Source organism: Microbulbifer maximicatervae (SeqCode), assembly GCF_052467325.1.
On sequence record NZ_CP174310.1, the window covers coordinates 196,378 to 218,007 of the forward strand.

The 21,630-nt window shown below is 41.8% G+C and carries 17 protein-coding genes; 9 read left to right on the plus strand and 8 right to left on the minus strand.

Annotated features, from left to right (window positions below; genetic code table 11):
* Positions 1 to 287 precede the first annotated feature (287 nt).
* Positions 288 to 4,298: a DUF6531 domain-containing protein gene (locus ACJJIE_RS01145; RefSeq protein ID WP_444893246.1), complete on the plus strand. Its 4,011-nt coding sequence runs from the start codon at positions 288 to 290 to the stop codon at positions 4,296 to 4,298.
* Positions 4,299 to 4,362: 64 nt separating this feature from the next.
* Here the strand turns inward: ACJJIE_RS01145 and ACJJIE_RS01150 are convergent, their stop codons facing one another.
* Both ACJJIE_RS01150 and ACJJIE_RS01155 read right to left on the minus strand, forming a co-directional pair.
* Positions 4,363 to 4,965, minus strand: a complete 603-nt coding sequence (locus tag ACJJIE_RS01150) for a nucleic acid/nucleotide deaminase domain-containing protein (RefSeq protein WP_444893247.1) — start codon at positions 4,963 to 4,965, stop codon at positions 4,363 to 4,365.
* A 137-nt stretch (positions 4,966 to 5,102) separates the two neighbouring features.
* Positions 5,103 to 5,522: a hypothetical protein gene (locus ACJJIE_RS01155; protein WP_444893248.1), complete on the minus strand. Its 420-nt coding sequence runs from the start codon at positions 5,520 to 5,522 to the stop codon at positions 5,103 to 5,105.
* 1,239 nt (positions 5,523 to 6,761) lie between these two features.
* Here ACJJIE_RS01155 and ACJJIE_RS01160 point away from each other — a divergent pair.
* The 8 genes from ACJJIE_RS01160 (at position 6,762) to ACJJIE_RS01195 (ending at position 15,025) form a co-directional block, all read left to right on the plus strand.
* Positions 6,762 to 7,733 (plus strand): GlxA family transcriptional regulator, encoded by a 972-nt coding sequence (locus ACJJIE_RS01160; protein ID WP_444893249.1) that lies wholly within the window; start codon positions 6,762 to 6,764, stop codon positions 7,731 to 7,733.
* A 1,176-nt stretch (positions 7,734 to 8,909) separates the two neighbouring features.
* Complete coding sequence (locus ACJJIE_RS01165; protein WP_444893250.1) at positions 8,910 to 9,395, plus strand: hotdog fold domain-containing protein; 486 nt, start codon at positions 8,910 to 8,912, stop codon at positions 9,393 to 9,395.
* A gap of 167 nt (positions 9,396 to 9,562) precedes the next feature.
* Entirely contained in the window at positions 9,563 to 10,030 is a 468-nt protein-coding gene (locus ACJJIE_RS01170; protein WP_282931988.1) for a hypothetical protein, read from the plus strand.
* 103 nt (positions 10,031 to 10,133) lie between these two features.
* On the plus strand, positions 10,134 to 10,532 hold the full coding sequence (locus tag ACJJIE_RS01175) for an MAPEG family protein (protein WP_444893251.1): 399 nt from the start codon (positions 10,134 to 10,136) through the stop codon (positions 10,530 to 10,532).
* 215 nt (positions 10,533 to 10,747) lie between these two features.
* On the plus strand, positions 10,748 to 11,146 hold the full coding sequence (locus tag ACJJIE_RS01180; protein WP_282931990.1) for a BlaI/MecI/CopY family transcriptional regulator: 399 nt from the start codon (positions 10,748 to 10,750) through the stop codon (positions 11,144 to 11,146).
* Positions 11,147 to 11,149: 3 nt separating this feature from the next.
* Positions 11,150 to 12,637: a M23/M56 family metallopeptidase gene (locus tag ACJJIE_RS01185; RefSeq protein ID WP_282931991.1), complete on the plus strand. Its 1,488-nt coding sequence runs from the start codon at positions 11,150 to 11,152 to the stop codon at positions 12,635 to 12,637.
* A gap of 9 nt (positions 12,638 to 12,646) precedes the next feature.
* Complete coding sequence (locus ACJJIE_RS01190; protein WP_444893252.1) at positions 12,647 to 14,026, plus strand: M23 family metallopeptidase; 1,380 nt, start codon at positions 12,647 to 12,649, stop codon at positions 14,024 to 14,026.
* A gap of 129 nt (positions 14,027 to 14,155) precedes the next feature.
* Positions 14,156 to 15,025 (plus strand): alpha/beta hydrolase, encoded by an 870-nt coding sequence (locus ACJJIE_RS01195; RefSeq protein WP_444893253.1) that lies wholly within the window; start codon positions 14,156 to 14,158, stop codon positions 15,023 to 15,025.
* A gap of 68 nt (positions 15,026 to 15,093) precedes the next feature.
* Here ACJJIE_RS01195 and ACJJIE_RS01200 read toward each other — a convergent pair whose 3' ends face one another.
* From ACJJIE_RS01200 to ACJJIE_RS01225, 6 genes are all read right to left on the minus strand, one after another.
* A complete protein-coding gene (locus ACJJIE_RS01200) occupies positions 15,094 to 15,681 on the minus strand; it encodes an endonuclease dU (protein ID WP_444893254.1) in 588 nt (195 codons plus the stop codon).
* A complete protein-coding gene (locus ACJJIE_RS01205; protein WP_282931996.1) occupies positions 15,681 to 16,241 on the minus strand; it encodes a DUF1415 domain-containing protein in 561 nt (186 codons plus the stop codon). Before ACJJIE_RS01205 ends, ACJJIE_RS01200 begins: the two co-directional genes overlap by 1 nt.
* An 8-nt stretch (positions 16,242 to 16,249) precedes the next feature.
* Positions 16,250 to 16,783: a DUF2058 domain-containing protein gene (locus tag ACJJIE_RS01210; RefSeq protein ID WP_444893255.1), complete on the minus strand. Its 534-nt coding sequence runs from the start codon at positions 16,781 to 16,783 to the stop codon at positions 16,250 to 16,252.
* 147 nt (positions 16,784 to 16,930) lie between these two features.
* Positions 16,931 to 18,025 carry a PaaI family thioesterase gene (locus tag ACJJIE_RS01215; protein ID WP_282931998.1) on the minus strand — a complete coding sequence of 365 codons (1,095 nt, stop codon included), beginning with the start codon at positions 18,023 to 18,025 and terminating at the stop codon, positions 16,931 to 16,933.
* Positions 18,026 to 18,148: 123 nt separating this feature from the next.
* On the minus strand, positions 18,149 to 19,618 hold the full coding sequence (locus ACJJIE_RS01220; RefSeq protein WP_444893256.1) for an alpha/beta hydrolase: 1,470 nt from the start codon (positions 19,616 to 19,618) through the stop codon (positions 18,149 to 18,151).
* Between the two features lie 544 nt (positions 19,619 to 20,162).
* Positions 20,163 to 21,038: an alpha/beta hydrolase gene (locus ACJJIE_RS01225; protein ID WP_444893257.1), complete on the minus strand. Its 876-nt coding sequence runs from the start codon at positions 21,036 to 21,038 to the stop codon at positions 20,163 to 20,165.
* Positions 21,039 to 21,630: the final 592 nt, after the last annotated feature.

Sequence of the window (21,630 nt, forward strand, 5' to 3'; positions counted from 1 at the left end):
CTTAATTTTTTTGTATAGCCTTTTGTGCCCTTCTGTAATCAATTTTCCCTGACACTATACTCAAGATTGATATAATTTAATCTAGATTTTAAGTCGTTCTGCCGTGTGCCTCATTGAGGTCGCGACAGATTGACTAAAGAGATTGCAGGTACTTTTGCAGATATTTAGTTTAAATTCCGCAGAAATTTACAATATCTATTCTTAGCCTCTAAATGTAGGGAACCCGGATGGATCCGGTTGTTTTATGACAATACAACTATTTGTCAGTGGTTGATAGGATTTAACTTTTGATACAGCTTTATATCGAAGATTCTAAAGGTGCTCGTTATACGGTACGTGCTGGTCATATGTACAAGGCAAGCCCCGGCGAGAAAGTTAATGTTACTGAATTGCTGGGAATGTTTGATAGCAATACGCTCCAGCTGGTCTATGACCAGTATCTAGGGGCATATAACACTCGCACACCAGATATGGCTTATGAGAAAAGTGCCTCTTATACCTCGCCAAGTGACCCTCCTGGGTATCTGAATGAGCGAGATAAGGCTATCTATAGGGCGATACTGCAAAGCCGCTTAGTTATTGAAGAGGCTCCCTTACCACATTCGGCGTTAGCTGACCTGCAAACGGAATTAGTGGCTAAGATTCGTATGGGTTTGCATCAAGTTATTGTAAAAGAGGATGCGGATACAAGTTTGAACAATGAATCCGATTGTAGTTATGCCAACCTGTGGCGGACTATAAATATCCTTGAGTATTCGGAAAAAACATCTTCCTTTGACAACTGGCGCCTGCCAATATGGTCACGAGATTTTGCTAACGTAGAGGCGATGGTAACCCCAGCACGCCAGTCATTTGAGCTAAGTACAGAAGCGATCAATTATGTGCTTTATGACGCGGGCTCGGAGAAGGTACACGCCGAGTGTACGACCTTATTGTATAGAGGTTTAGTAGAAATATTAGGGTTTAATTCAAACTCCGTTTCCAAGAAGCAGCTTCACCTAAGTTTTAATATAGCTGAGGTTATCTATAGTGATCAGACCCTTCAGGAGGCTGTTTCCCGTTTTGCTAAAGATTACGTGAAAACGAAATATAGATTGTCAATAACGGAGTCAAATGTTGGTGGTGTTTTCGAAGTAATATTAACGATAGCACTTTCGGCACTAACAAAAGGTGATGTTTCTGCTAATTCTCTGGCTAAGAATATACGGCTGGTGAATTCATTTAGAAAAATTGGTAATTTAATGTTTGAATTTGCCCGGTTGAAGCGGCAGAGAAAACTACTTACCGAAGTATCAAATAATGCATCAAGTAAAAAAAGGCCAGTATTGCCCAATATAAGAACCTCTCAGGTGAGCGTTAATCGATTAAATAGTAAAGGCTCGTCTCGAAATAGTAATAGTGGCCATTTTCCAAATCACACATATACCAATTTACTTAATAAAACCCCTAAAGAGGATTCTAGTCTGAGTTCCAATGGGCTTAACTGCACTAAAGATATTTCTGAAGATGTTGATATTACGTGCAATGAAGTAGGTGTAAATTATAATAATGATAATTGCCAAAACACTATAAATAAATTTGAGGTGGGGCGGTCGGTAAATTTAAAAACTGGCGAGGTACAGATTACTGTAGTTGATGCTGTACTAGGAGGCCCGCTGCCTCTATTTATATCTAGAACATATCGTAGTAGCAACCTTCGGGATAGCGGATTGGGTTATGGATGGACTCATACATTTAGTGAGCGTTTAGTATGGCGTCCAGGTAAGTCAATTCTATTCTTTAATGCTGAGGGTCGAATAATCAGTATACCTGCCCCCGGAAATAGTTGTTGCAGTCATAATATTTTTGAGAAAATCACGCTAACCCGTGTAAATGATGAACATTGGGTTATCTCTCGCTATGGGGTTCCCAATGGAGCGCAAAAACATTTTAAAGCTATTGGAGAGACCGGCGCATTAAAAATTTCTGAAATTCGAGATTGTCACAATAATTTTTATTTGTTTCACTATAGTGATGATGTTCTTGCTTCAATTGAGAGTAGCTTTGGTGAGACTATAATTATAAGTTCATCAGGAGAATCACCTGAGAGCCTTCATATTAATACAATTACAAAAGATACTCACTGTGGTAATTCTAAAATTCTTGCTCAATATACGTTTGATAGCGAGAACAACTTGATTAAGGCTGTTGACAAATCTGGCAATAGTGAAAAGTACGAATATCATAATAATATTATTACGCAGAGAGTATTGAAAACTGGTTACCGACTCCATTTCCAATGGAAAGCAACCAACCCTTTTGCTCGTTGCATACGCCAGTGGGGAGATCCGATCGCCGGAAAAGCTACTTGTAGTTATCAATTTTCTTGGGATGATGATAATTACGGAGTTACAGTTAGTGATATTCGAGGCGGAAGCCAGTATTTTCGCTTTAATGAGTACGCACAACTTACCTATTATCGAGATGCTGAGGGTGGAGAAACACTGAACTCTTACAACGAACAAGGCCAAGTAACTAGGGTCATGCTGCGTAATAATAACGATACTGTATGTGAAGAACTATTCCGGTATGATAAGCAGGCCCGATTGATTAACACGGTTGATGTTACAGGTAATAACTACCATCTTGAATATGATGAAAAAGGTCGTCTCAAGAAAATTTCTGCGCCACTCAATAATACTTGGCTATATAGTTACAACAAACAAGGGCAGATTTCCACTGTAAAAGATTCGTTCAATAATAATATACGGTATAACTATACTTCCTCTGGTTTATTAGGAACCATCACTAACTCAGATGGAAAAACTAATCGCTACCTATGGAGCGCGGGAAGGAAGTTGTTAAAGATTGTAGAACATTTAAATTGCTCATTTAACTATAGACATATCAATGATGATATTCAGAGTCTCATCGAGGGTGATAGCGTTGAGGAAATAGATTGTGGGTATGGTGTTCTAACTTTAGCTAATACTGTGGTAGCTGATGGAGATAATAAAGCTGACTACAGCTTCAACCACTATGGAATGCTTGAAGAGATAACAGATGAATTTGGAGCCAAAACAGTTTATACCTATGACGCTCTTCTTCAAGTAGAAACCCGTACTAATTCTGATGGCGGAAGGTTGGAGTATAGCTATGATGGTGAGAGAAATTTAATTGGCCTAAAAAATGAAAAGGGACAGTCTTACCGACTAAAGTACGATCTTAATAATCGCCTAATAGAAGAGGTTGATTTTGATGGTTGTGTTACCCGCTATGTCTATAATTGCGCAGGCTATTTAGTAACCGTAACATTGATAGCCTGCATACAAGGAGATGAGGAGATCGATGTTCATTTTGAGCGAGATCGGTTAGGTCGGCTGTTAAAAGAAAGCTCTAAAGAAGGTATTAGCAAATTCAGATATGACTGTACAGGAAATTTGATTAGCGCCGAGAATCGTCATTGTAAATTACGATGGGAATATGACAATGATAGTCGTGTAATAGCAGAATGGCAGGGTGCAAATAAGTTGAGCTATCAATACGACATGGCAGGCAATCGGATATCTACAACACTGCCTAATGGTAAGATATATAAGCTTCCTTTTGATAATGCTAGTGGATTACTAAATTATTTTTCCGATAGGAATAATAATATTCAAAGTGCTCCAAATGCCCATGCAGATCTATGTGAAAATACTCATAAACAGCCAAGGGGTAGCTTGGACCTTTTAAAAAATTATGACCCCCAAAGTCGTGTACAGGGCATTTCTGTTAGAGCGCCCAATAAGTATAGTGAGTTTTCGTTAGATTGGTTTGGTATATTTGTTGACCTGTTTTTTAAGCTCGATCCAACACTAGAGGCTGCAGCAGTTAAGGATAGTTTACCTGATGTTTGTAGCAGACACAGAAATATTTTAGGGCAATACTTTGATGGTGGATTAAATCTTTGTAAATTTGATCCGGCTAACTTTATCTTTTCATGTTCTCACTTGGATAATTGGAAACACTTTCCCACCAAAAATTTCAATAAAAATGGTAATGGTTGTAAAAATAACACTATTTACAATTGCGGACAGCAAGAGCCCGGGGTTGAGGATAGGCGAGCAGAGGGGGCGCCACAACAACTTCGATACCACTATAATTACCGTCAACAGTTAGTAAGGGTTGATGAAATAAGGGTTGAAAAAGGGGTGGAGAAATTTCACGATATAATTCTATACCAATATGATCCCCTGGGCCGATGTGTCGAAAAGAACAGTTTTAATGAAAACACCAAATTTCTTTGGAGTGATACTTCTATTCTTCAAGAGCTTTAGTGTGGAAGCCTATATCAAAAAAAATGCTCGGCAAACCCATTAGGTTTGCCGAGTGCCTGGGAGTTTAAATGGCTGGATTGGATGTGGTTTTTACCTGATCGATTTCTGGAGAGATCCAGTCCCCAACAGGGGATTTACTGTAAAGAGAAAAATCAATCCCTAATGCTTTGAGATATTTTGCACATTTACCACAACAGGGTTTCGAAACGCCAATAACACCTCCTTGAATGGGTCTGTTATTCTCGGCGCAGGCTTTTAATAATTGCATTTCGGCATGAAATATTTTCCTTTGCCTTCTAATCGGGCTAAGAACGAAGCAGTCAGTAATGTTGGTGAATCCGCGAGTTCGTAGATCTTTCAACGCTTTGACAGTGGCTGCTTCCACAGCGCTATTGTTTCCGCCGTGAGCCCCAAAGCTACTATTATGGGCAACGAGTAAAGTTCCTTTACCAGCAATTGCACATGCCACAGTCTCTACATCTCTCATGGCTTGCCGTACTGAATCTTGAGGATTGTGTAAGTGAGTGAACTTGTAGGTAAGTATTTGTCTTGCCACCAAGTCAAGGGGGTTTAGATCACTGGGGACGACATTTTTATAAAAAGCATTTCTTTGAAGTGAAGCGGGCCCAGTTGTGGGGTCGATGTCTTCAGTAACAAATTTTGGCATGGGTTTATTCTCTTTAGTGTTATCGTATGAAATAATTGCTTGCGCAAAAATTATTTATAGATATCTCTCAGAAATATAAAGGCTATCCCTTGCCGCCTTCTCCCTATTTATGGCTCCTGGTTGTGTAATGAAGTTGTTTAGGTTGGGTCGATTGATGCTGTACTATCCGCTTTGCAAGATTTTGTGTGAGCTTTTGAGAGGGTTGTAAAGTTTGAATACTTTATTGCTTGAGGGTTAGTTTTAACGCCACTATCTAAAAGTAGGTGTTGATCTCGAGAAGCTTTGATGGTGTAAAACGATAGGTTGCCAAGTTTTGAAATAGATATTCTTGATGGAGGGTTCCTTAGATTTCTACACGCCTTTATATAAACTTGGGTAGATGCTTTTGGAATAAGTTCAATGTTTTGTCCTGATGAGTGGGGTACGAAATTTTTTGTAATATCTATACAGGCATTATTATTGTTGAGTCCGAAAAGTGTGAAGATATTGTCTCGGCGCGCTTCCCCTATTATAACTATGGATATCAATTCTTGTGAGAATGCCTTTGCTCGGAGCATTGGAGACCTCTCTCGATTTCTTAGTGTTTTTGTTGTTTTGTGGAATATTTTTACAGTATCGGTCTGGTGTCAAGTAAATAATTGTAAAGTGCTTAATGTTTGCTTTTTATTGATTGGGGACTTTTTAGTGGCTGCGCGAATAGATTTTTTTTGAATAGCGACTTCTTGCGCCAAGTCTGATCAATTAAAAGTTGTTTGAGTGGTTTTCTTTGGATTTCAGGAATCCCTGACTTGGTGTCTAGGGGGGGATATTTTAGTAATGTTAATGCTCGGAATATCTTTATTACCAAGAAGGGAATTATTTGATGCTTTGCTATATCTAGTTTTTGAAATTTTATGTTTGGAATGTTGGATTTTAATCTCGGGGTGGAGATAAAAGATTGAAGGTGTATTTGGAGGGGTAAATTTGGATGGAAAGGTGAGATGGAATATTGATTTCTGTGATTTGATAAGTGGCACTATGGTGTAAAAATAGAGGTTGCTTAGTTTTCCACGTTATAGGATGGTATGCGATAAGATGACTGATTTGTGCGGTAAAATGTTTATAAGGCTCAATGTCAGTGTCTATGATGTTTCTACGCTATAAGTTACTAAATTAGCTAAATTAATCTTGTAACATTTCTGGCTTCCATTCTTAGGAATGATTATCTTTTACTTTTAAGTTTTTTAACTATTCCTGTGATTTTTAAATTGGTAGACATAAGGGTAAGTGGCTGCAATTAGGGTTTATTTGGCAGGAAGTTGGGCTGCTTGATGGGCGACTGTATATTCCAAAAAAAAATACTGTTATTACTTTACAGAATAGAAAAAGCTGGTACCTTAGGTGCAAGATTGTTTATTTGAGCAGGTCTAATAACCGTTAATACAGATGTTAAAGGAGTTTGTTTGTAGGCGATGTACCCACATATGTCTGGGTGTTGAGAGTGTTGCTGATGTGGTTTTGTCACAACTCTCTAATTGGGGTAAGAAATCACTGTATGAATAATTCTAGCTATTGGATAGTCGTAAATACCCAGTGGATTACTCGGGTATAGTGAAGAATTAACTTATTTTTATTATTCCCAGTTGTTGCTGGGGTTTATTGCTGGTTTATATTTCAGCTTCTGCTATAGCGTTTTGCACATCTTTTGGGGTGTGGGTTACCCAAGATAGTATCCCTGAAGTTTCCCGTAATAGGTCAGTAAAGCATACATTGATTTTGAGGTTGTTATATAGTTTACGCTTATTCTGCAATTTAAAATGAACTGTAAAAAGAAAGTATCTATCGTATTTTATCCTGGGGCGCACTCCTTGGATGTGATGGGGCCAGCGGAGGTCTTTTCACTTGCAAATCAACAGTTAAAGGATAGGGGCTTTAGTTGTGATGATCAGTATGAGGTAGAATTTTTAGCTGAAGATGGAGACACCAAGCAAATATCATCAGGTTTAAGGATCTGCTCTGACAGATGTTTCACTGATTCAACAGGAATTCATACACTTCTTGTAAGCGGTAATCTTGGAGCTACTGATAATCTTAAGATAAGTGAATGTCTAAATCGATGGCTGTCTCTGCAGTCTGGCTTGGTTAAACGTATAGGTTCTGTTGGTAACGGGGCTCTGATCCTTGCAAAACTAGGTTTGCTTAATGGTCGGAGGGCTACAACCCACTGGAGATACATTGACCATCTGAAGAAGTTTCCAGAGGTGGATGTTGATTCAGAGTCAGTATTTGTTAAGGATGATCATATATATACCTCAGCGGGTGTCAGTGCTGGTGTTGATATGGCTTTGGCAATGGTGGAGGATGATTTTGGTCGGGGTATTGCCTTAGCTGTTGCTCAGTTGATGGTTTTATATCTCAAGAGAGATGGAGATCAGAAGCAAAGTAGTACTTATCTTATGAGTCAGTTAAAAAGTGATCGATTTTTAGAGCTGGTTCAGTGGATTCACAATAATCTGGATAAAGCTTTATGCGTTAATAGTCTCGCGGAAAAGACATCAATGAGTCCGAGAAACTTTGCTCGCTGTTTTACTCGAGATATGGGAGTAACGCCAGGTCGGTTCGTTGAGAAAATTCGTATTGAAAAGGTTTGTCAGCTTTTAGCCACTCAAGTGTTGACTCAGGAGCGTATAGCTACCATCTGTGGTTTTAAATCTCAAGAGCAGCTTAGAAGAGCATTTCGCCGAAATAAAGGTATGCTGCCAAGGGAATACCGTCAAAAATTATCATAAATGATTTTGGAGGCGGCTTAGTCAATAGAGCTGCCTCATTTTCTTTTAGAGATTTCCGTTCTTCTCATCTGATCCTTGATTTGCTTTCCTCTGAGTGTGCATCCACTAGATATATATCTGAATCTGAGTTGAGTAGATCTAATAAGCCTTCACTATATAATAGCCCTTTTTTAGCCTTGTAACCGAGTAAAAACCTTTTAGTTGGCTTTCATTCTTACATAAAAACTGACACAGTTTGGTTCTTCCCATAATAGGGTTCTGCTGAGACTGGCTCAGCAGGCTTCATTAGTAGAAATTAAGTTTTCACGTAAACTTGAAGTACTAATTCCCGCAGATGGAGGGCTGTCCATATTTGGGGGTATGGTATTTATAGCGAAGTAAATGATAAATGGATGAACTGTGATCTTCTCGGCCTCTATTAGAGTTGCTTCGGTAGCGAATGGTAGCTGATACAGCCTTGAGATTATAATCACGGTATCTATATAAGTGGGATGAGAAAAATAGCGCAAGATTTTTAGCACTATAAAGTCAGGTATACGAAAGGGGAGGAAGCCTTTGGTGGGGTAGCTTTTTTGAGGCCCTGATATTGTTGATACACTGTAGGAATTTCTGTCATACCCTTTGTAATATTGGATTCTTGAAAAATATTCAATACGTCCCATAATTTTGGCTGGATTGTCGTTGAAAACTAGATGTATTTAAGCTCGTTAAAACAAGTGCCACAGCTAGGCGTGTACTCAGAATGTAGACCCAAATTTTTTGGTCTGATAATTTTAAATATCTATTCTCCCGTATAAATTAATATATGACTAGCTACTCAATCTAAACTTTTTTGTAAGTGCTTGTCTGGGTAAACTTTTTGGACATCAAAAACAATCTTTCAAGGTGCGCAGTAGCGATTGCCATTAAGTATGCCTCTTGGTTTGCAGATATACTTACTCTACCTGTTAATGGATATGATCTTAAGGAATACAAATTATTAGCTCTAGCCCTATGAGTTGCACTCGCTTGTGAGTCAAACCTCCTCTGGGATATCTCTGTGCTTGGAATAGCCCATGTCAATAAATCTGATAGATCTGATTATCCTGGACTACCGGAAATTGATATATAGTGGCCTAAATAGCTTAAGACCGCCCATATAGAGTGGCGGTTCGATGTATAGGATGGAGAGGTAAGGTGGACTATCGATCTTCTAAAAGCCCGGTACTTAATCTTTGGGGGCGATTTGGTAGCTCAGCATTGGGCCGCTGGCTGGTATCTAAATTAGTGGCACTTAAGGCGCCGTATTTTCGTTCAATCAAGCCACGTTTCCTGGAATTATCACCGGGTAAAGTGGAGGTTTTACTGAATAAGCGTTGGAGCGTGACAAATCATATTGGTACTGTACATGCTATCGCCATGTGTAATGCCGCTGAATTAGCTGGCGGTGTTTGTTTGGATGTGTCATTGGATCGACGCTTTCGCTGGATACCGGTAGGGATGAAGGTCAAGTATTTAAAGATGGCGAAGACTAATCTTCGAGCCGTTTGTGAGTATCCAGAGTTTAAATCCATTGAGGCTGGCGATGTTGTTATGCCTGTGAGCGTTATTGATACCAATGGAGAGGAGGTGTTTCATGCCGATATTACCATGCGTGTATCAGAGCGCCCCAGTGCGAAGTAGTAGAGTTGTCATTTGAGGTCAACTCCTGGTGTGGTTACAAGGGAAATTGCCTTACTTTGGGTCTGAGTATGGAGAAGAGTATGCAGGCTAGGAGGCGATGAAGTGTGCTCTACTCATAAATCTCGTAGAATATTTCTTTGTTCAGTCTTGATGTATTTGGAGGGTTTATGAGATTGGCTTGGCAGATAGAAAATTCGACATGCGTCTTTGGTGGTGAAAATAAAGCTGTTACGGAGCATGAGTTACACCGATCGGAAAGTACTGCCTTGGCGACTGATGATATTTATCAGGACCTTTCCGAGGTGTTACAGCTTGCAATTTCCAAGCTTGATGAAAATGTAAATGATACTTCTCTGTACTTCCTGATTAGTTGGGAGTCTGTATCTGCTTCTATGACTGTATCTGTAGTTGATGATAGTCGGAGCAATGACTCTAAAGTAGTTGTGCACTGTCACTTTGCTGGACTGGCTTCCCAATATGATGCTGAGCTGAAGAGGCAGGAGGCTTTGGTTAAATGGTCGGATGAACTTAGGTTTTGGTGTAAAGAGTATCTATCTACTGATCAAGGTTTTTCACAGTTTTCTCTGGTTGCATTGTTTGCGGCAGGCTCCAGAGATACTGCTGTGATTCTTTAAAATATAGCTGAAAGCGATGCTTATATAGTGTGAACAACTAGGACGGGGAGGCGAGGCTTAAAATGCCCTCCCTGTACAAATAACATAGAAAATGGAGATTTCTATGAATGTTTACTATTTGTGTATTGGGCTCTTAGCGGCATTATCTCTTCTGCTTGGTGCCTTGGTTACTGTTGGGCGCGGTAAGTATGAGGTTTTAGTTGGGCATTCTTTCGACCCCGATAATACCCTGCACATATGGGTAAGGGCCCATGCAAATACAGCAGAATATGCTCCCCTTTTGATGGTGCTTATTTACTTGGTAAGCTTAGGGCAGTCTTCTGCCTGGGTTTGGTGGCTTGTTATTCTGCTGACCGCTTGTCGATTTCTTTTTGTTGCAGGTATCTTATTTCCCTCCACTATGGCAAAGCCTAACCCAATGCGCTTCTTGGGTGCCGTAGGCACTTATATCTTTGGATTGGGGCTTTGCTTGGCGCTGGTGCAGCAAGCCCTGAGGCTTTGAGTTGGTTGCAAGCGCTTTCAAACCTTATATTGGTTGGTGCTTAAACTGATCAAAATCGATTGGTCTATCGATAGCTTTTAACTTTTTGCCAGCCGGCAAGAACTGTTTACGATTCTGACTGTATAAAAAACAACCTAACAAGTTTCCCTGCAGGGTGGTTGACCGAATGCGACACTTGTCGCACACTAGCCCTGACTGTCACACGGGAAGATAAAATGAAAAAGGTAAAACCGTCCCCATCAGAACTTGCGCTGCTGAAAGCCCTTTGGAGGCAAGAACCGCTGAGTGCAAGAGAGTTGCATGATCGGGTGGGACCTGAATTGGGTTGGTCATACTCCTCTACTCGAAAGACACTAGACCGGATGCGGGATAAATCGTTTGTGACTCAATCTGAGATCCATGGAATCCATGTTTATAGCCCTGCGATTGAGAAGGTGGAAACCCTGGCGTCATATGCAAAAGATTTCGCTGAAAGAGTATTAGAGCTTGATGGCCCCCTTCCTGTGTCGATGTTTGCCGGCAGTAAGTTAATGAGTGATAAGGATATCGAGGAGCTTCAGGCAGTGCTCGATTCCTGGCCAGACTCTGAGCCTGTCAACAAGGATGGTGAATAGGCTATGGCCGAGATAGTCTCTACAGTTCTACCATTTGCACTGGATTTTCTAGCTACTTCTCTCTTCTCAATATTGTGGGCGGGGTTGGTTTTTATTGTTATTTGGCTGGCAACAGCGAGAAATAAAGGCAGCTTTAATGCGATATACCAATGGCGAAGTTTATGGTTGTGTGCAATGGTCGCTGCCGGTTCCCCATTTTTTCTTGCGCAATTGAGCGACCAGTTAACGTTGGGTATGGCTCCGGATCTGAATTTTGAATTACCGCCAGCTTATGAGGCTACCTCTATACCACCAGTTAACATAGTTCTGCATGAGTATGTATCTACCTCTTTAAGTTCTGTTGAATTACTGGCTTTTCTTTGGTTGCTTATATATCTGTGCGGGGTGTTTTTTACCTTATCTAAAACGGTATTGAGTCAGTTTTTCTATGGCAAGAAATTGAGTTTAATAGCAAATAATAAGCTTTCTGTTGTTAAATTTGACCAGTTTTTTACTTCATCTCAAAGCGATTTTCTAATCAGAAGTAAAACTCAAGTATTTATAACACACTCAACGATTACACCATTTGTGATTCAGCTATTCAGTCGCAAATTAGTGCTTCCCTCCTATATTTTATCAATGAATGAAACGGAGCGTCATCTAATCATTGAGCATGAAATTATGCACTTGAAAAGGCTTGACCCCTTGTTGATTCTGATTGTGCATATATTTACTTGCATCCTATGGTTCAATCCCTTCTTAGGTTGGATGAAGTCTCGATTCAGCTGGGCGATAGAGCTGGGGTGCGATCGTGAAGTTCTAAAGTCATGTAAACGAGAATTACACCGTGTTTATGCACAAGCAATGATTGACACTCTTCGACGGAACTCTGATCAAAGAACAAGTGACTGGGTTGTAGCTTTCTCTTTCTCTGATGGTACAAGTCAGGTTCCTTTTTTCCGACGCAGACTTTTGAATATTATGGAAGCCTCAAGGATGGGGGCTAATAATGGAGAATTAGGTGTCTATTTGCGCACTATGCTGTTCTGCGGTTTTTCAACCATTTTAATACTCGGAGGGCTACTGTTAAAACCGGGATTGACAATGGCTTCAGTGGAAATTACCAAATTAACAGTCCCGGTTGAGAGTGCCCGTGTTAGTAGCCCGTTTGGCGATTTCAGTAAAATTCGTAACAAGCCCCATGAAGGCACCGACTTTGCGGCACCCATCGGTACTCCGGTAGTTTCAGCTGAAAGTGGTGTTGTAATAGTTTCTACTGATGATTATAAGCATAAAAATTATGGGAAAATCATAATTATTGATCATGGTGATAATACGAAAACTCTGTACTCCCATTTAAATGAGCGGGAGGTTGAGGCGGGGCAGTCAGTACGAGCCGGCCAGGCGATAGGAACTGTGGGTATATCAGGGCGTGTAACAGGGCCACATCTTCACTTTGAGCTTATCAAAGAAGGCAAGCGAATCAACCCAGACACTTTGCTTGCGAAGTAAGGGGGGAGTGTGATTTATTACTTAAGAAAAGTAGGGTTACCCGTGAGGCGATTAACTATTTTCTTTCTGATCGATATCTGGAGGATGGCTTTGTTGCTGGTTCTTTTGTCGATTCAAACACTGGCGATAGCAGGGCCGTTATTGGAAAACCATTCCAATGTTAAATCGGTACAATATGATTTATCTTTTACATTGCCCCTACCCAATGATCTATCCTTGGTACATCAAGATGAAGGGATGCAGCGTAGGGAGGTGGCCCCTCCATATAGAGTTGAGGAAGAATATCTAGAGCGCACAAAAAAAGTTCAACTAGCTAAAAACCAAGGGGTTTTATCACTATTGGTGGATAGTGGAGTCGATCGTGCAGAAGCGTATAAAATAATTCAGGCTTTGTCGGAACATGTCAATGTCAGTATCCTACCAGTTGGTAAGGAATTTAACTTAACAATAGATACCACTGGAAAGCTTAATAAGCTTACCTTGGTTGTTGGCTTTGCAGAGAGTTTGGAGTTGGTTAGACATGGAGACAATTATAGGGCTAATCAATTTGAATCTCCTGTCGATGCCAGGAAATACTACGTTAAAGGTGAAATTTCGGGCAGTTTATACCAAAGTGGAAAAGAGTCTGGCCTATCTAATTCTGTGCTCACAAAACTAAATGAAATATTTAGTTATTCCGTAGATTTTCAACGGCAGATTCGAGCAGGTGATCAGTTCTCTGTTTTCTATGATACCTTGTTCAATAGCCAAACTGGAAAGGAAAAACTAAATAGAATTTTATTTGCTGAGCTTATTCTTAGTGGAGAAAAGATAAGTTTATATCGGTTTTCTACTGAGGGACCTCAGGGGGTGGATTATTTTTACCCTGATGGCCAAGGCTCTAGAGGGTTTCTAATGCGTACTCCGTTAGAGAATGCAAGGTTGTCATCTTATTTTGGGCGCCGCAAGCACCCAGTCCTAGGGTATACCCGAGTACATAAAGGTTTGGACTTTGGAGCCCCTTTGGGCACGCCGATATTGGCTGCAGGTGATGGTATTATTGAGCGAGCTTCTTATTTTGGTAGTTTCGGCAACTATATTCGTATTCGCCATGGCTCCGGGATAAAGACAATTTATGCGCACCTTAAGGGGTACGCGAAAGGAATTAGTAAAGGGGGAAGAGTAAAACAAGGGCAGGTAATCGGTTACCTTGGCGCTACAGGTCGTGTGCAGGGGCGTCACTTGCACTATGAGATTCATAAAAATGGTACGGCTGTTGATCCATTAAGGCTTGACCTCCCTATTAGTAAGGGGCTGGTAGGAGATTCTTTAAATCAATTTTCTCGACAGGTTCAAAAGATTCAAGATGAATTGATAAAGTACGCTCAACAAAATCAGTTTGATTCATAATTAAGCTTTTTTTATCTTTTTTATTTCTCTCTCACCTTATTATATTCAGGGTTTAACTGACTTACATTTTTGTTGGTAGCGAATTTTTTCTTAAAGCAATATTGAGTATAAAATTAAACTAGGTTAAATATGATTAGAGCTATTCTGCTGATAGCCATTCTGGTGCTGTCTAATTCACTAATTGCAAAGCCCCTCATTACCAAGGTTTCTGAATCTTTTGAGTTAAGTGGATCTAAAATATACACAGTTGACTCTGATATTCTCAAACGCAAATACGACTTGTACGTGAAGTTACCATCAGGTTACTCGAACGATGACAATAAAAATAAGACCTACCCGATAATTTACCTTAATGATGGGCCTCATACATTTAAGGTTGCCTCGGGTGTTACACACTTTAAGGATATGGATAAAGCCATCGTAGTTGCTATTTCATTCGCTCACGGAGAAAACGGGCAGTATAGTCGAGTTCGAGATCTCACTCCCGTAGTCGATAGTGGGTGGAAGCGTTATACAACTGGTGGAGCCAGTAAGTACTTACAGTTTATTGAAAAAGAAGTAATGCCCTTTATTGAGGGGAGCTTTAGGGGGGATCCCACACGTAGGATTCTTTCAGGTCATTCATTGGGTGGATCTTTTGGTGCTTGGGTATTACTTACCAATCCACAGTTGTTTTCCACTTATATCCTGACAAGTCCTTCTCTTTGGTTTAAGGATGAAATGATCTTTGATTTGGAGAATAAATATGCAAGCCATAACAACACACTGCCTGTAAACGTCTATATTGCCACTGGCGCTTTGGAGACAATACAAAAGAGCCACATGCGTAATGATATGGTAGATGGGCATAAGAGATTTCTTGCTAAATTACAGTCGCGTAATTATCGTGGATTAAAGCTTAGTGGAGAGGTGGTGAGCGGTACGGACCACTATTCCACTTTCCCGGTGGGGTTGGCAAAAGGTTTAAGGTGGGTATATCAGGATTTGTGGGCAATATAATAATTTTCGCGGTAAAAGAAGAGCTATAGCCGCCCGCGACAAATGGTAGATCTGTTATGCTATTGGAATTATGCGCGTTTGCCACTTTGTCCGGTCATTACTGCCGCGCCAATCATATGGGCTAAACGTAGAGCTTCAGGGACATACCCAGTGTCAGTGGTTTGCTCTAACACCTGGGCGGCAATCTCCGGTTCACATCCCTGTACTTGAAAATGGAAGTTATTGTAGTTATGGATACTCCCAGCTTTCATCAGGGTTTCTTTACGCAGTAGATAGTCAGGAAAATTTTGCAGCGCTTTATCAATGGCTTGAATGTCTGGTGGTTTTCGCATTAACGCGATACAAGGGCGCTGTAAGATATCGGCCAGCTTGGGTAGATCAATAATATTGAAACCACCCACTGCTACTCCATCGGTCAATACGACATTTACCTGGCTGTAGAATTTACTTTCTTTCAGCAGTGTGGCAAGTGTTTCTGTAGCTTCCATCCCATCTTTGCTTACCTGCCCCCAAAGCATCCCCTCAAAGCGAGTTTTGGTGCAGACAATACCGCTTACTTTTACCGGCGCACCCCTTCGTTTTTCAAAAGGGGCGTCATCAAAACCGATAACTCGGATCTGCTTCCTTAATCGTAATAATTCTGCTAGAGGCTTCATTATTTCTTGTTGCCCTGAAGAAATAAGTAGGGAAATAACTTTAGTTTTTCCTCATGGCTTAATGATTCCATGCGACGGATATTATTTTCTGGAATACTCTCTGGATCTGGATATAGATCAATCATTTTTTCCAGGTTTTCTTCTCTCAGCAGGTGTAAGATAGGATAGGGTGCGCGATTAGTTAGGTTTTCTGCATCGGCGGCTGCAGTGCCAGCAAATTGATAATCTGGGTGGAAGCTGGCTAATTGATAGGTGCCTACATAGTCGTTGCGTTCCAGTAACCACTCTGCTAAATCCAGGAACTGGTTGTAGTCGCTGAATTTCCCTAGGTGATTAGGGATAATCAATAAGGTGGTAAGCAATTCAGATTCCGAAGTGGTATCGAGCCGACGTAACTCCGTCAATAGATCACTGAGTAGCGCCTCGTCTCCTGTGGCAGGACTCACCTTGAGTCGAATTTGCCCTGCACGCAGAGGTTTGCGTGCGAAAGGGCAGAGGTTGAGACCGACAACCACATCAGTAAGCCATTGTTCTACCGCCTGAGTAACAGCTTTTTCCATTTGACTGCTTACCACATAAGATCATCGGGGATCTGAAAGTCTGCATAGGGATCATCTTCATCTACCACTGCTGAACTTTCAGCAGGCCTGATTACGATATCGCTATTGCGCTCCGCAATTTTCTCGGCAATAACCCGTGGAACCAGCTCAAATTGTTCTCCCTGGACAACAATCATCAGGCGCCCCGCAATCAAGTGATCCCTTAATTCTTCGCTGACATAGATGGTTTTGATTTTTTTGTCGAAAGTGAAATTGTAAGTAGTTTCGCCCGAATAAGGTTGGCGATTTTTTTCCACCAATTGCTTGATTTGTGCGGCAATAGCTTTTTGCTGCGCTGCCGCATCCCGCTCAGCATTGAGGGCGCGATCACGAGCGGCTTTCTCTGCTTGAGCCTTTTGTGCTGCGAGCTTTGTTTCATCAACCTGGGGTTGTGAAGACTTCTTCGCAACTTTCTGTTGCTTCCGCTTATCTTTGCTGATTTGTTTGGCTTTCTTTTTATCGACAAGTCCTGCCTGGAGTAGTTGGTCTTGCAATGAGGCCATAGTTTCTTCCCCGTAACAATCTAAGGTTTGGCAGCTGTCACCTGAGTAGGTTTTGCTAACACGCCTGGTTAAAAAACGATCAATTGTGTGAGTGAATACTCGTGGGAGTATTTTACCCGAAGATCGCTGTGCAACCGATAGTGATTTTTAAGGGGTCCATGGCTTACCTGAGGTAGCGGTTGCGATGATTTCATCGGGCTCTTTGCCGTCAGTCAGCATTTGTGCGCCGCCTGGAATCACCAGGGCTGAACCGGTAGCAATTGCAACGCGCTTGCCACTGGGAGTATCAATATTGCAAGACGATACCCTTAGCTGCCGTCCCCGGTGGAGGACCTGAGCTTCCAAAATCAAGTCGCCGCTGTTGAGTTTTGCGGGACGTGCAAAGCGAATGTGCATATCCAGGGTGGCAAAAATTGATCCGGCAGGTAAAGTTGAGTAAACCGCACCTCCCATAGTGAAATCTGCTGCCCATGCCAACAGGCCGCCGTAGATGGATAGGGTTCCATTGGAAAACCAGGGGGATGAGGGCATTGTCGAGATGCAGCGACCATTTTCCACTTCCACTGCACGGTAGCCGGTAAGCATCCAGATGGGGTGGGTTCTTCCTTCACTGATAGTGGTTCGCTGGAGCTCTATGGGAACCTGCTCTGATAAGTGTGCCATATCGCAGAAGAACGTTTTTGGGGGAGGGCGAAGATAGGGGTCGGGTGTGTCCGTTGGCCCTAGGTCAGGCATGGGCAGTTCCTGATCTGGGTTGACTGGAAAGTCGGCAATAAGGCAGCGGGTACTACCGAAAGCCAAGGTCCTCCCCTCCTGATCGTTAATCTGGATACTTGATAACCCCACCTGGCTACCTGAATGAACAGTCGTAGCTCTGCCTACAATATTTTGGGTACTGCTGGTGATGGGGCGGATAAAGCACATATTTAACTCTGACGTGCTCAGTACCTTCCCTGCTGGCAAGGTGGTCCAAATGGCGGATGCCAAGGGGGCGTCCGCAAACATGGCATAAATACCTCCCCAATAGATTCCTGTGCCATCGGCCAGCCAGGGTGTAATGGGCATGGAGTAGGTGGCCTTTCCCAGACCTGCCTCAGTGGGAGTCATTCCGGTTAGGCGCCAAAATGGGGGACCAGGTAAGCTGCCACGAATATAGCGTTTAAATGTGGCTAGGCCGGGTTGTTGTAACGCTCTGAGGTCACAGATGGCTCCGCGATGAACTTCGTCGGTAATATTGGTCATCCCCCAGCCTCCAGTTGCATCTATGGAAAGGGTAATGTGGAGGGATTCTGGATGCGAGAAAGAGAGAAAATTGCTATGAAGCTTAGTACTTTATGGCTGCAAGTTTCTCTCCATGAATGGTAACTATGGTGCTAAATCAGGTAGTTTGGCTACGATATGGGTCTTGGTAATAGGCTTATCTTCCATATAAAGGTTGATCGTATTCTGGATCTCAGGGGAGGCCATAAATAAATTATGTCCTGCATTTTCCACTGTTACTTTGATGGCATTTTTGAACCCTGATATAGCTTCATGCTGGCTCTCCAGGTAGGTTCTTCCATCCAAGGTGCCGCTTAGTAATAAGACGGGAATGTTGCTGGTCGGCTTATTCCGGAATTTATCACCGAGGTCCAAATGTGGCGCCATGTTATCGTAGTGAAGTGAGAAGTTCAGATAATCTTGAAGTAGGGATTGTTTAGCCTGTGCTACGACTTGTGACTTACGTTCCCTGGTAATTCCGGAGGCTATATCCATTGCTATTGACATTGGGTGTAAGGTTATGGGAGTGCCGGGTTGTAGGAATTCACTAGGAAAATGGCGTCTGGGGACTTTATCAAAATTTAGAGTCTTGCCTTGATCCAAGTCGCGGTAAAATCGGAGAAGAAGGCTGGCACTTTTGGGATCAGCAATAAATGCCGAAGCAATTTGTTGCATATCCCTACGCTGTAGAAGGTAATCGGCTTTACTGCCATCTCGTTGAGGGATTTGAATTTTCAATGGTTGCAACTCCAGCTTTTTGTGGACTCTACTTATTAGAGTCTTGATATCTGGATAGCGTGCTTTTGCATTAGGCTGTTGATCGATAGCTTGTTGCAGTCGATCTAAGTAGTAGTCTGTTCGGGCGGGTAGCTTGATAGTTTGAGCTAAACCTTCAACGCTGGATAAAATTAGCTTATCAATGGTTCCTTCGATTTCTTTTATCGCTGCCAGAGATAGATGGCTTCCATAGGAGGTGCCCCATAATACCATTTTCTCGGCGCCCAGGTGGATTCTTAGATCATCGAGATCGCGAGCGCTTTCTAACGTGTTATAGGCTGTTAAATTTACGCCATTGGCTTCCCAAAAATCCAAACACTCCCTCAGGGCTTTGCGGTGGTAATCGATATACTGAGAGTCAGTGGTGGCTTCAAGAGGCGGTACAATTTGTTTGGATTCACAATTGGGGAGGTCGTTAGAGCGACCGGTGCCACGTTGATCCAGTGCGATCACATCTCCATATTCCCGCAGTGCCATAAACATATCGAATCGATAGTTGACTGCCATAATTCCTGAGCCGCCAGGGCCTCCCGCCAAGTATATAATTGGTGGCCCTACTTTCTCTCCTGTGGCCGGAAATCTTATATAGTGAAGGGAGATTTTACGACTGTTCTTTTTGCTGCGATCTTCAAGTACCTGAATAGCCCCACTATAGCCTTCTGCCGTTTGTTTGCTCCATGTGGTAAAAGTATAGGCTTCCTCATTGTTAATAGGAGTTGCGGCCCCTTTAATAGAGCTGGCTAGTAGCATGAAAACTGCTGCTGCAAGAGTAAATATATTTTGGAGCTTTTTCTTCATTGTTGTTAGGTATTCCTTTAGGTTTCTGTTTAAATATTTTATTTTTCCAAGTGGGGGGAAGCCGCTAAATAACCTTAAGTGAAACTTTCTCAGTCACGGCCGAAAAATACAGTTTCATTCATTTTTAAGTCGTTCATTGAGCCTATGAGATAATTGTGGATTTCCGTAGTCCCATATGTTGATGCATCATTAATTTTATTGCTTAAGCCGGAACTAAATAAGCTAGGGGCAAAAGTTCTATATATTCTCATGGTAAAAGCATCAATTTGGTGGCCTCAAGAGAGGGTGGGTTCTGAAAAGCCACGCAAAATACAATATGTGGGCTGTATTTTTTGGCATACAGTAAGAGTGGTACCACTGGATTCTATAACCACAGGCTTCGGGGGTGGCTTTTTTCTTCATATGACTCCTGTATGCTTTTGTTATAGGAATTACAGTGATAAAAGCAGGCTTTATAATTCAAGAGGCTGTTTTATTTTTATTATTTTCCTCTTTCTGACTTAAGATGTTCGAGCTATGGGATACTGACTAAAGCAGCTTTCTCTTATTGGGGCTTGCTACTCCCTTGCTGTAGGTTTGTTTTATATAGCCAGTCCAATCCTTGAATAGCTGTTGTTGGAAATGAAGTGCCATGATTTGCTCCGGGAATAATGAGTAGCTTGCTTTCTATCTCAACTCCTTTTTCTTCGATTAACTTTCTGTGAAGTTTCTTTGCTCCCCCTACCATATCGTTGCGGGTTTGACTCTTTACTGGAGTTTCTAGGGAGCCTACTCCAACAAACACCTTCCGGGGAATAGGGCTGGGAGCGGCTTTGATGCTGAGAATGCTCTCACTGTCGTACCATATAGAGGGGCTGCCGAGGATGTAGTTGTTAAAACCGGTTGGTCTGGTAAGCAGCATATAAGTACCTAGTAGGCCTCCTAGAGAATGTCCTATAAAAGTATGCCCACTTCCAGTTAGGCGATAAGAGTTGGACAGGTGGGGCAAAATGACGTCATGGATGAAAGTTGCATGCTCAGTTGCTTTGCCTGTCAAATACTTCCAGTTGTTGTCTGTAGTGGGGGTGAAATCTCGAATGCGGCTGACTTGATCGCTTGAGCCTTTTGAGTATGACAGTCCAACCAGGATGACTTCTTGTAGCTTACCAAATTCCATCGGCACTTGGGTTGCACCAGAAATGGTCTGAAAGGCCGAGTCTCCATCTGTTATCAACACCAAAGGATATCGACGATGAGGGGCGTTCATGTAACTTTTTGGCAGTTTAATGAATAGGGGGTAAATCCTTTTACTGGCTGGGTCCGCTAGTTCCAGGCTATGGCTACGGGGGATTTGGAAGGGGATGGTATCCGCGTTGACCGAGCTCGACAGACCTAAGGCAGAGCATAGAATAAAGAATAAACAAGCATAGAGTTTATTCATTATGAAGCAATCGGCTCAGCACTTAGCAGCCTGCCAAAAAGAAATCCAGTTGCAAATCTGGGCTTTTTGTAAGGTGATTTGATATATCCCATAAACGAAAGTGCCACTTGCTTAGTAAGTTACCACTAGGTCGGCTCTAATAAAAAGTCAGGAAAGTGCTTCAGCATAGCGAAATAATTGTAGATTGAAAACCGTTTGCATAAGTTTTTAGTCAAAAAAATGTGATTTTTTTCTAATAGGATGAAGAGTATGAATCTTTTCTGGATTTCAGATAAGTATGAGAATTTAATTTATTACTATGAAGTTGGAAGAAGTTAGTAATGCTATTTTTGTATTCCGCAATGTAGTTTTTCTGCGCTTGAGGTTGTTCTGTTAGTGGTGCCACCTATTGCTCTTTTATTTTTCCTCCTTTTGAAGGTTAATAGGCTACGATTTGATTAGTTTTGGTTTTTTTGCCTTACTATCAAATTTTTTGTTGGTTGCAATTTAGGCGTTGGTTTTTCCCACCTATTGGAGGTGGTCGTTTATCGTGTGTTTTCTTTGTCTGTTCTTTTGGGTTGAAGGGGGGATTGTATTTCGATAAAACTAAAGT

What these genes read in the sequence shown, in the direction of transcription:
- ACJJIE_RS01150 (WP_444893247.1), bottom strand. Translation starts at nt 4,965, where the DNA reads ATGCCAAAATTTGTTACTGAAGACATCGACCCCACAACTGGGCCCGCT.
- ACJJIE_RS01155 (WP_444893248.1), bottom strand. Translation starts at nt 5,522, where the DNA reads ATGCTCCGAGCAAAGGCATTCTCACAAGAATTGATATCCATAGTTATA.
- ACJJIE_RS01160 (WP_444893249.1), top strand. Translation starts at nt 6,762, where the DNA reads ATGAACTGTAAAAAGAAAGTATCTATCGTATTTTATCCTGGGGCGCAC.
- ACJJIE_RS01170 (WP_282931988.1), top strand. Translation starts at nt 9,563, where the DNA reads ATGAGATTGGCTTGGCAGATAGAAAATTCGACATGCGTCTTTGGTGGT.
- ACJJIE_RS01175 (WP_444893251.1), top strand. Translation starts at nt 10,134, where the DNA reads ATGAATGTTTACTATTTGTGTATTGGGCTCTTAGCGGCATTATCTCTT.
- ACJJIE_RS01180 (WP_282931990.1), top strand. Translation starts at nt 10,748, where the DNA reads ATGAAAAAGGTAAAACCGTCCCCATCAGAACTTGCGCTGCTGAAAGCC.
- ACJJIE_RS01185 (WP_282931991.1), top strand. Translation starts at nt 11,150, where the DNA reads ATGGCCGAGATAGTCTCTACAGTTCTACCATTTGCACTGGATTTTCTA.
- ACJJIE_RS01195 (WP_444893253.1), top strand. Translation starts at nt 14,156, where the DNA reads ATGATTAGAGCTATTCTGCTGATAGCCATTCTGGTGCTGTCTAATTCA.
- ACJJIE_RS01200 (WP_444893254.1), bottom strand. Translation starts at nt 15,681, where the DNA reads ATGAAGCCTCTAGCAGAATTATTACGATTAAGGAAGCAGATCCGAGTT.
- ACJJIE_RS01205 (WP_282931996.1), bottom strand. Translation starts at nt 16,241, where the DNA reads ATGGAAAAAGCTGTTACTCAGGCGGTAGAACAATGGCTTACTGATGTG.
- ACJJIE_RS01210 (WP_444893255.1), bottom strand. Translation starts at nt 16,783, where the DNA reads ATGGCCTCATTGCAAGACCAACTACTCCAGGCAGGACTTGTCGATAAA.
- ACJJIE_RS01215 (WP_282931998.1), bottom strand. Translation starts at nt 18,025, where the DNA reads ATGACCAATATTACCGACGAAGTTCATCGCGGAGCCATCTGTGACCTC.
- ACJJIE_RS01220 (WP_444893256.1), bottom strand. Translation starts at nt 19,618, where the DNA reads ATGAAGAAAAAGCTCCAAAATATATTTACTCTTGCAGCAGCAGTTTTC.
- ACJJIE_RS01225 (WP_444893257.1), bottom strand. Translation starts at nt 21,038, where the DNA reads ATGAATAAACTCTATGCTTGTTTATTCTTTATTCTATGCTCTGCCTTA.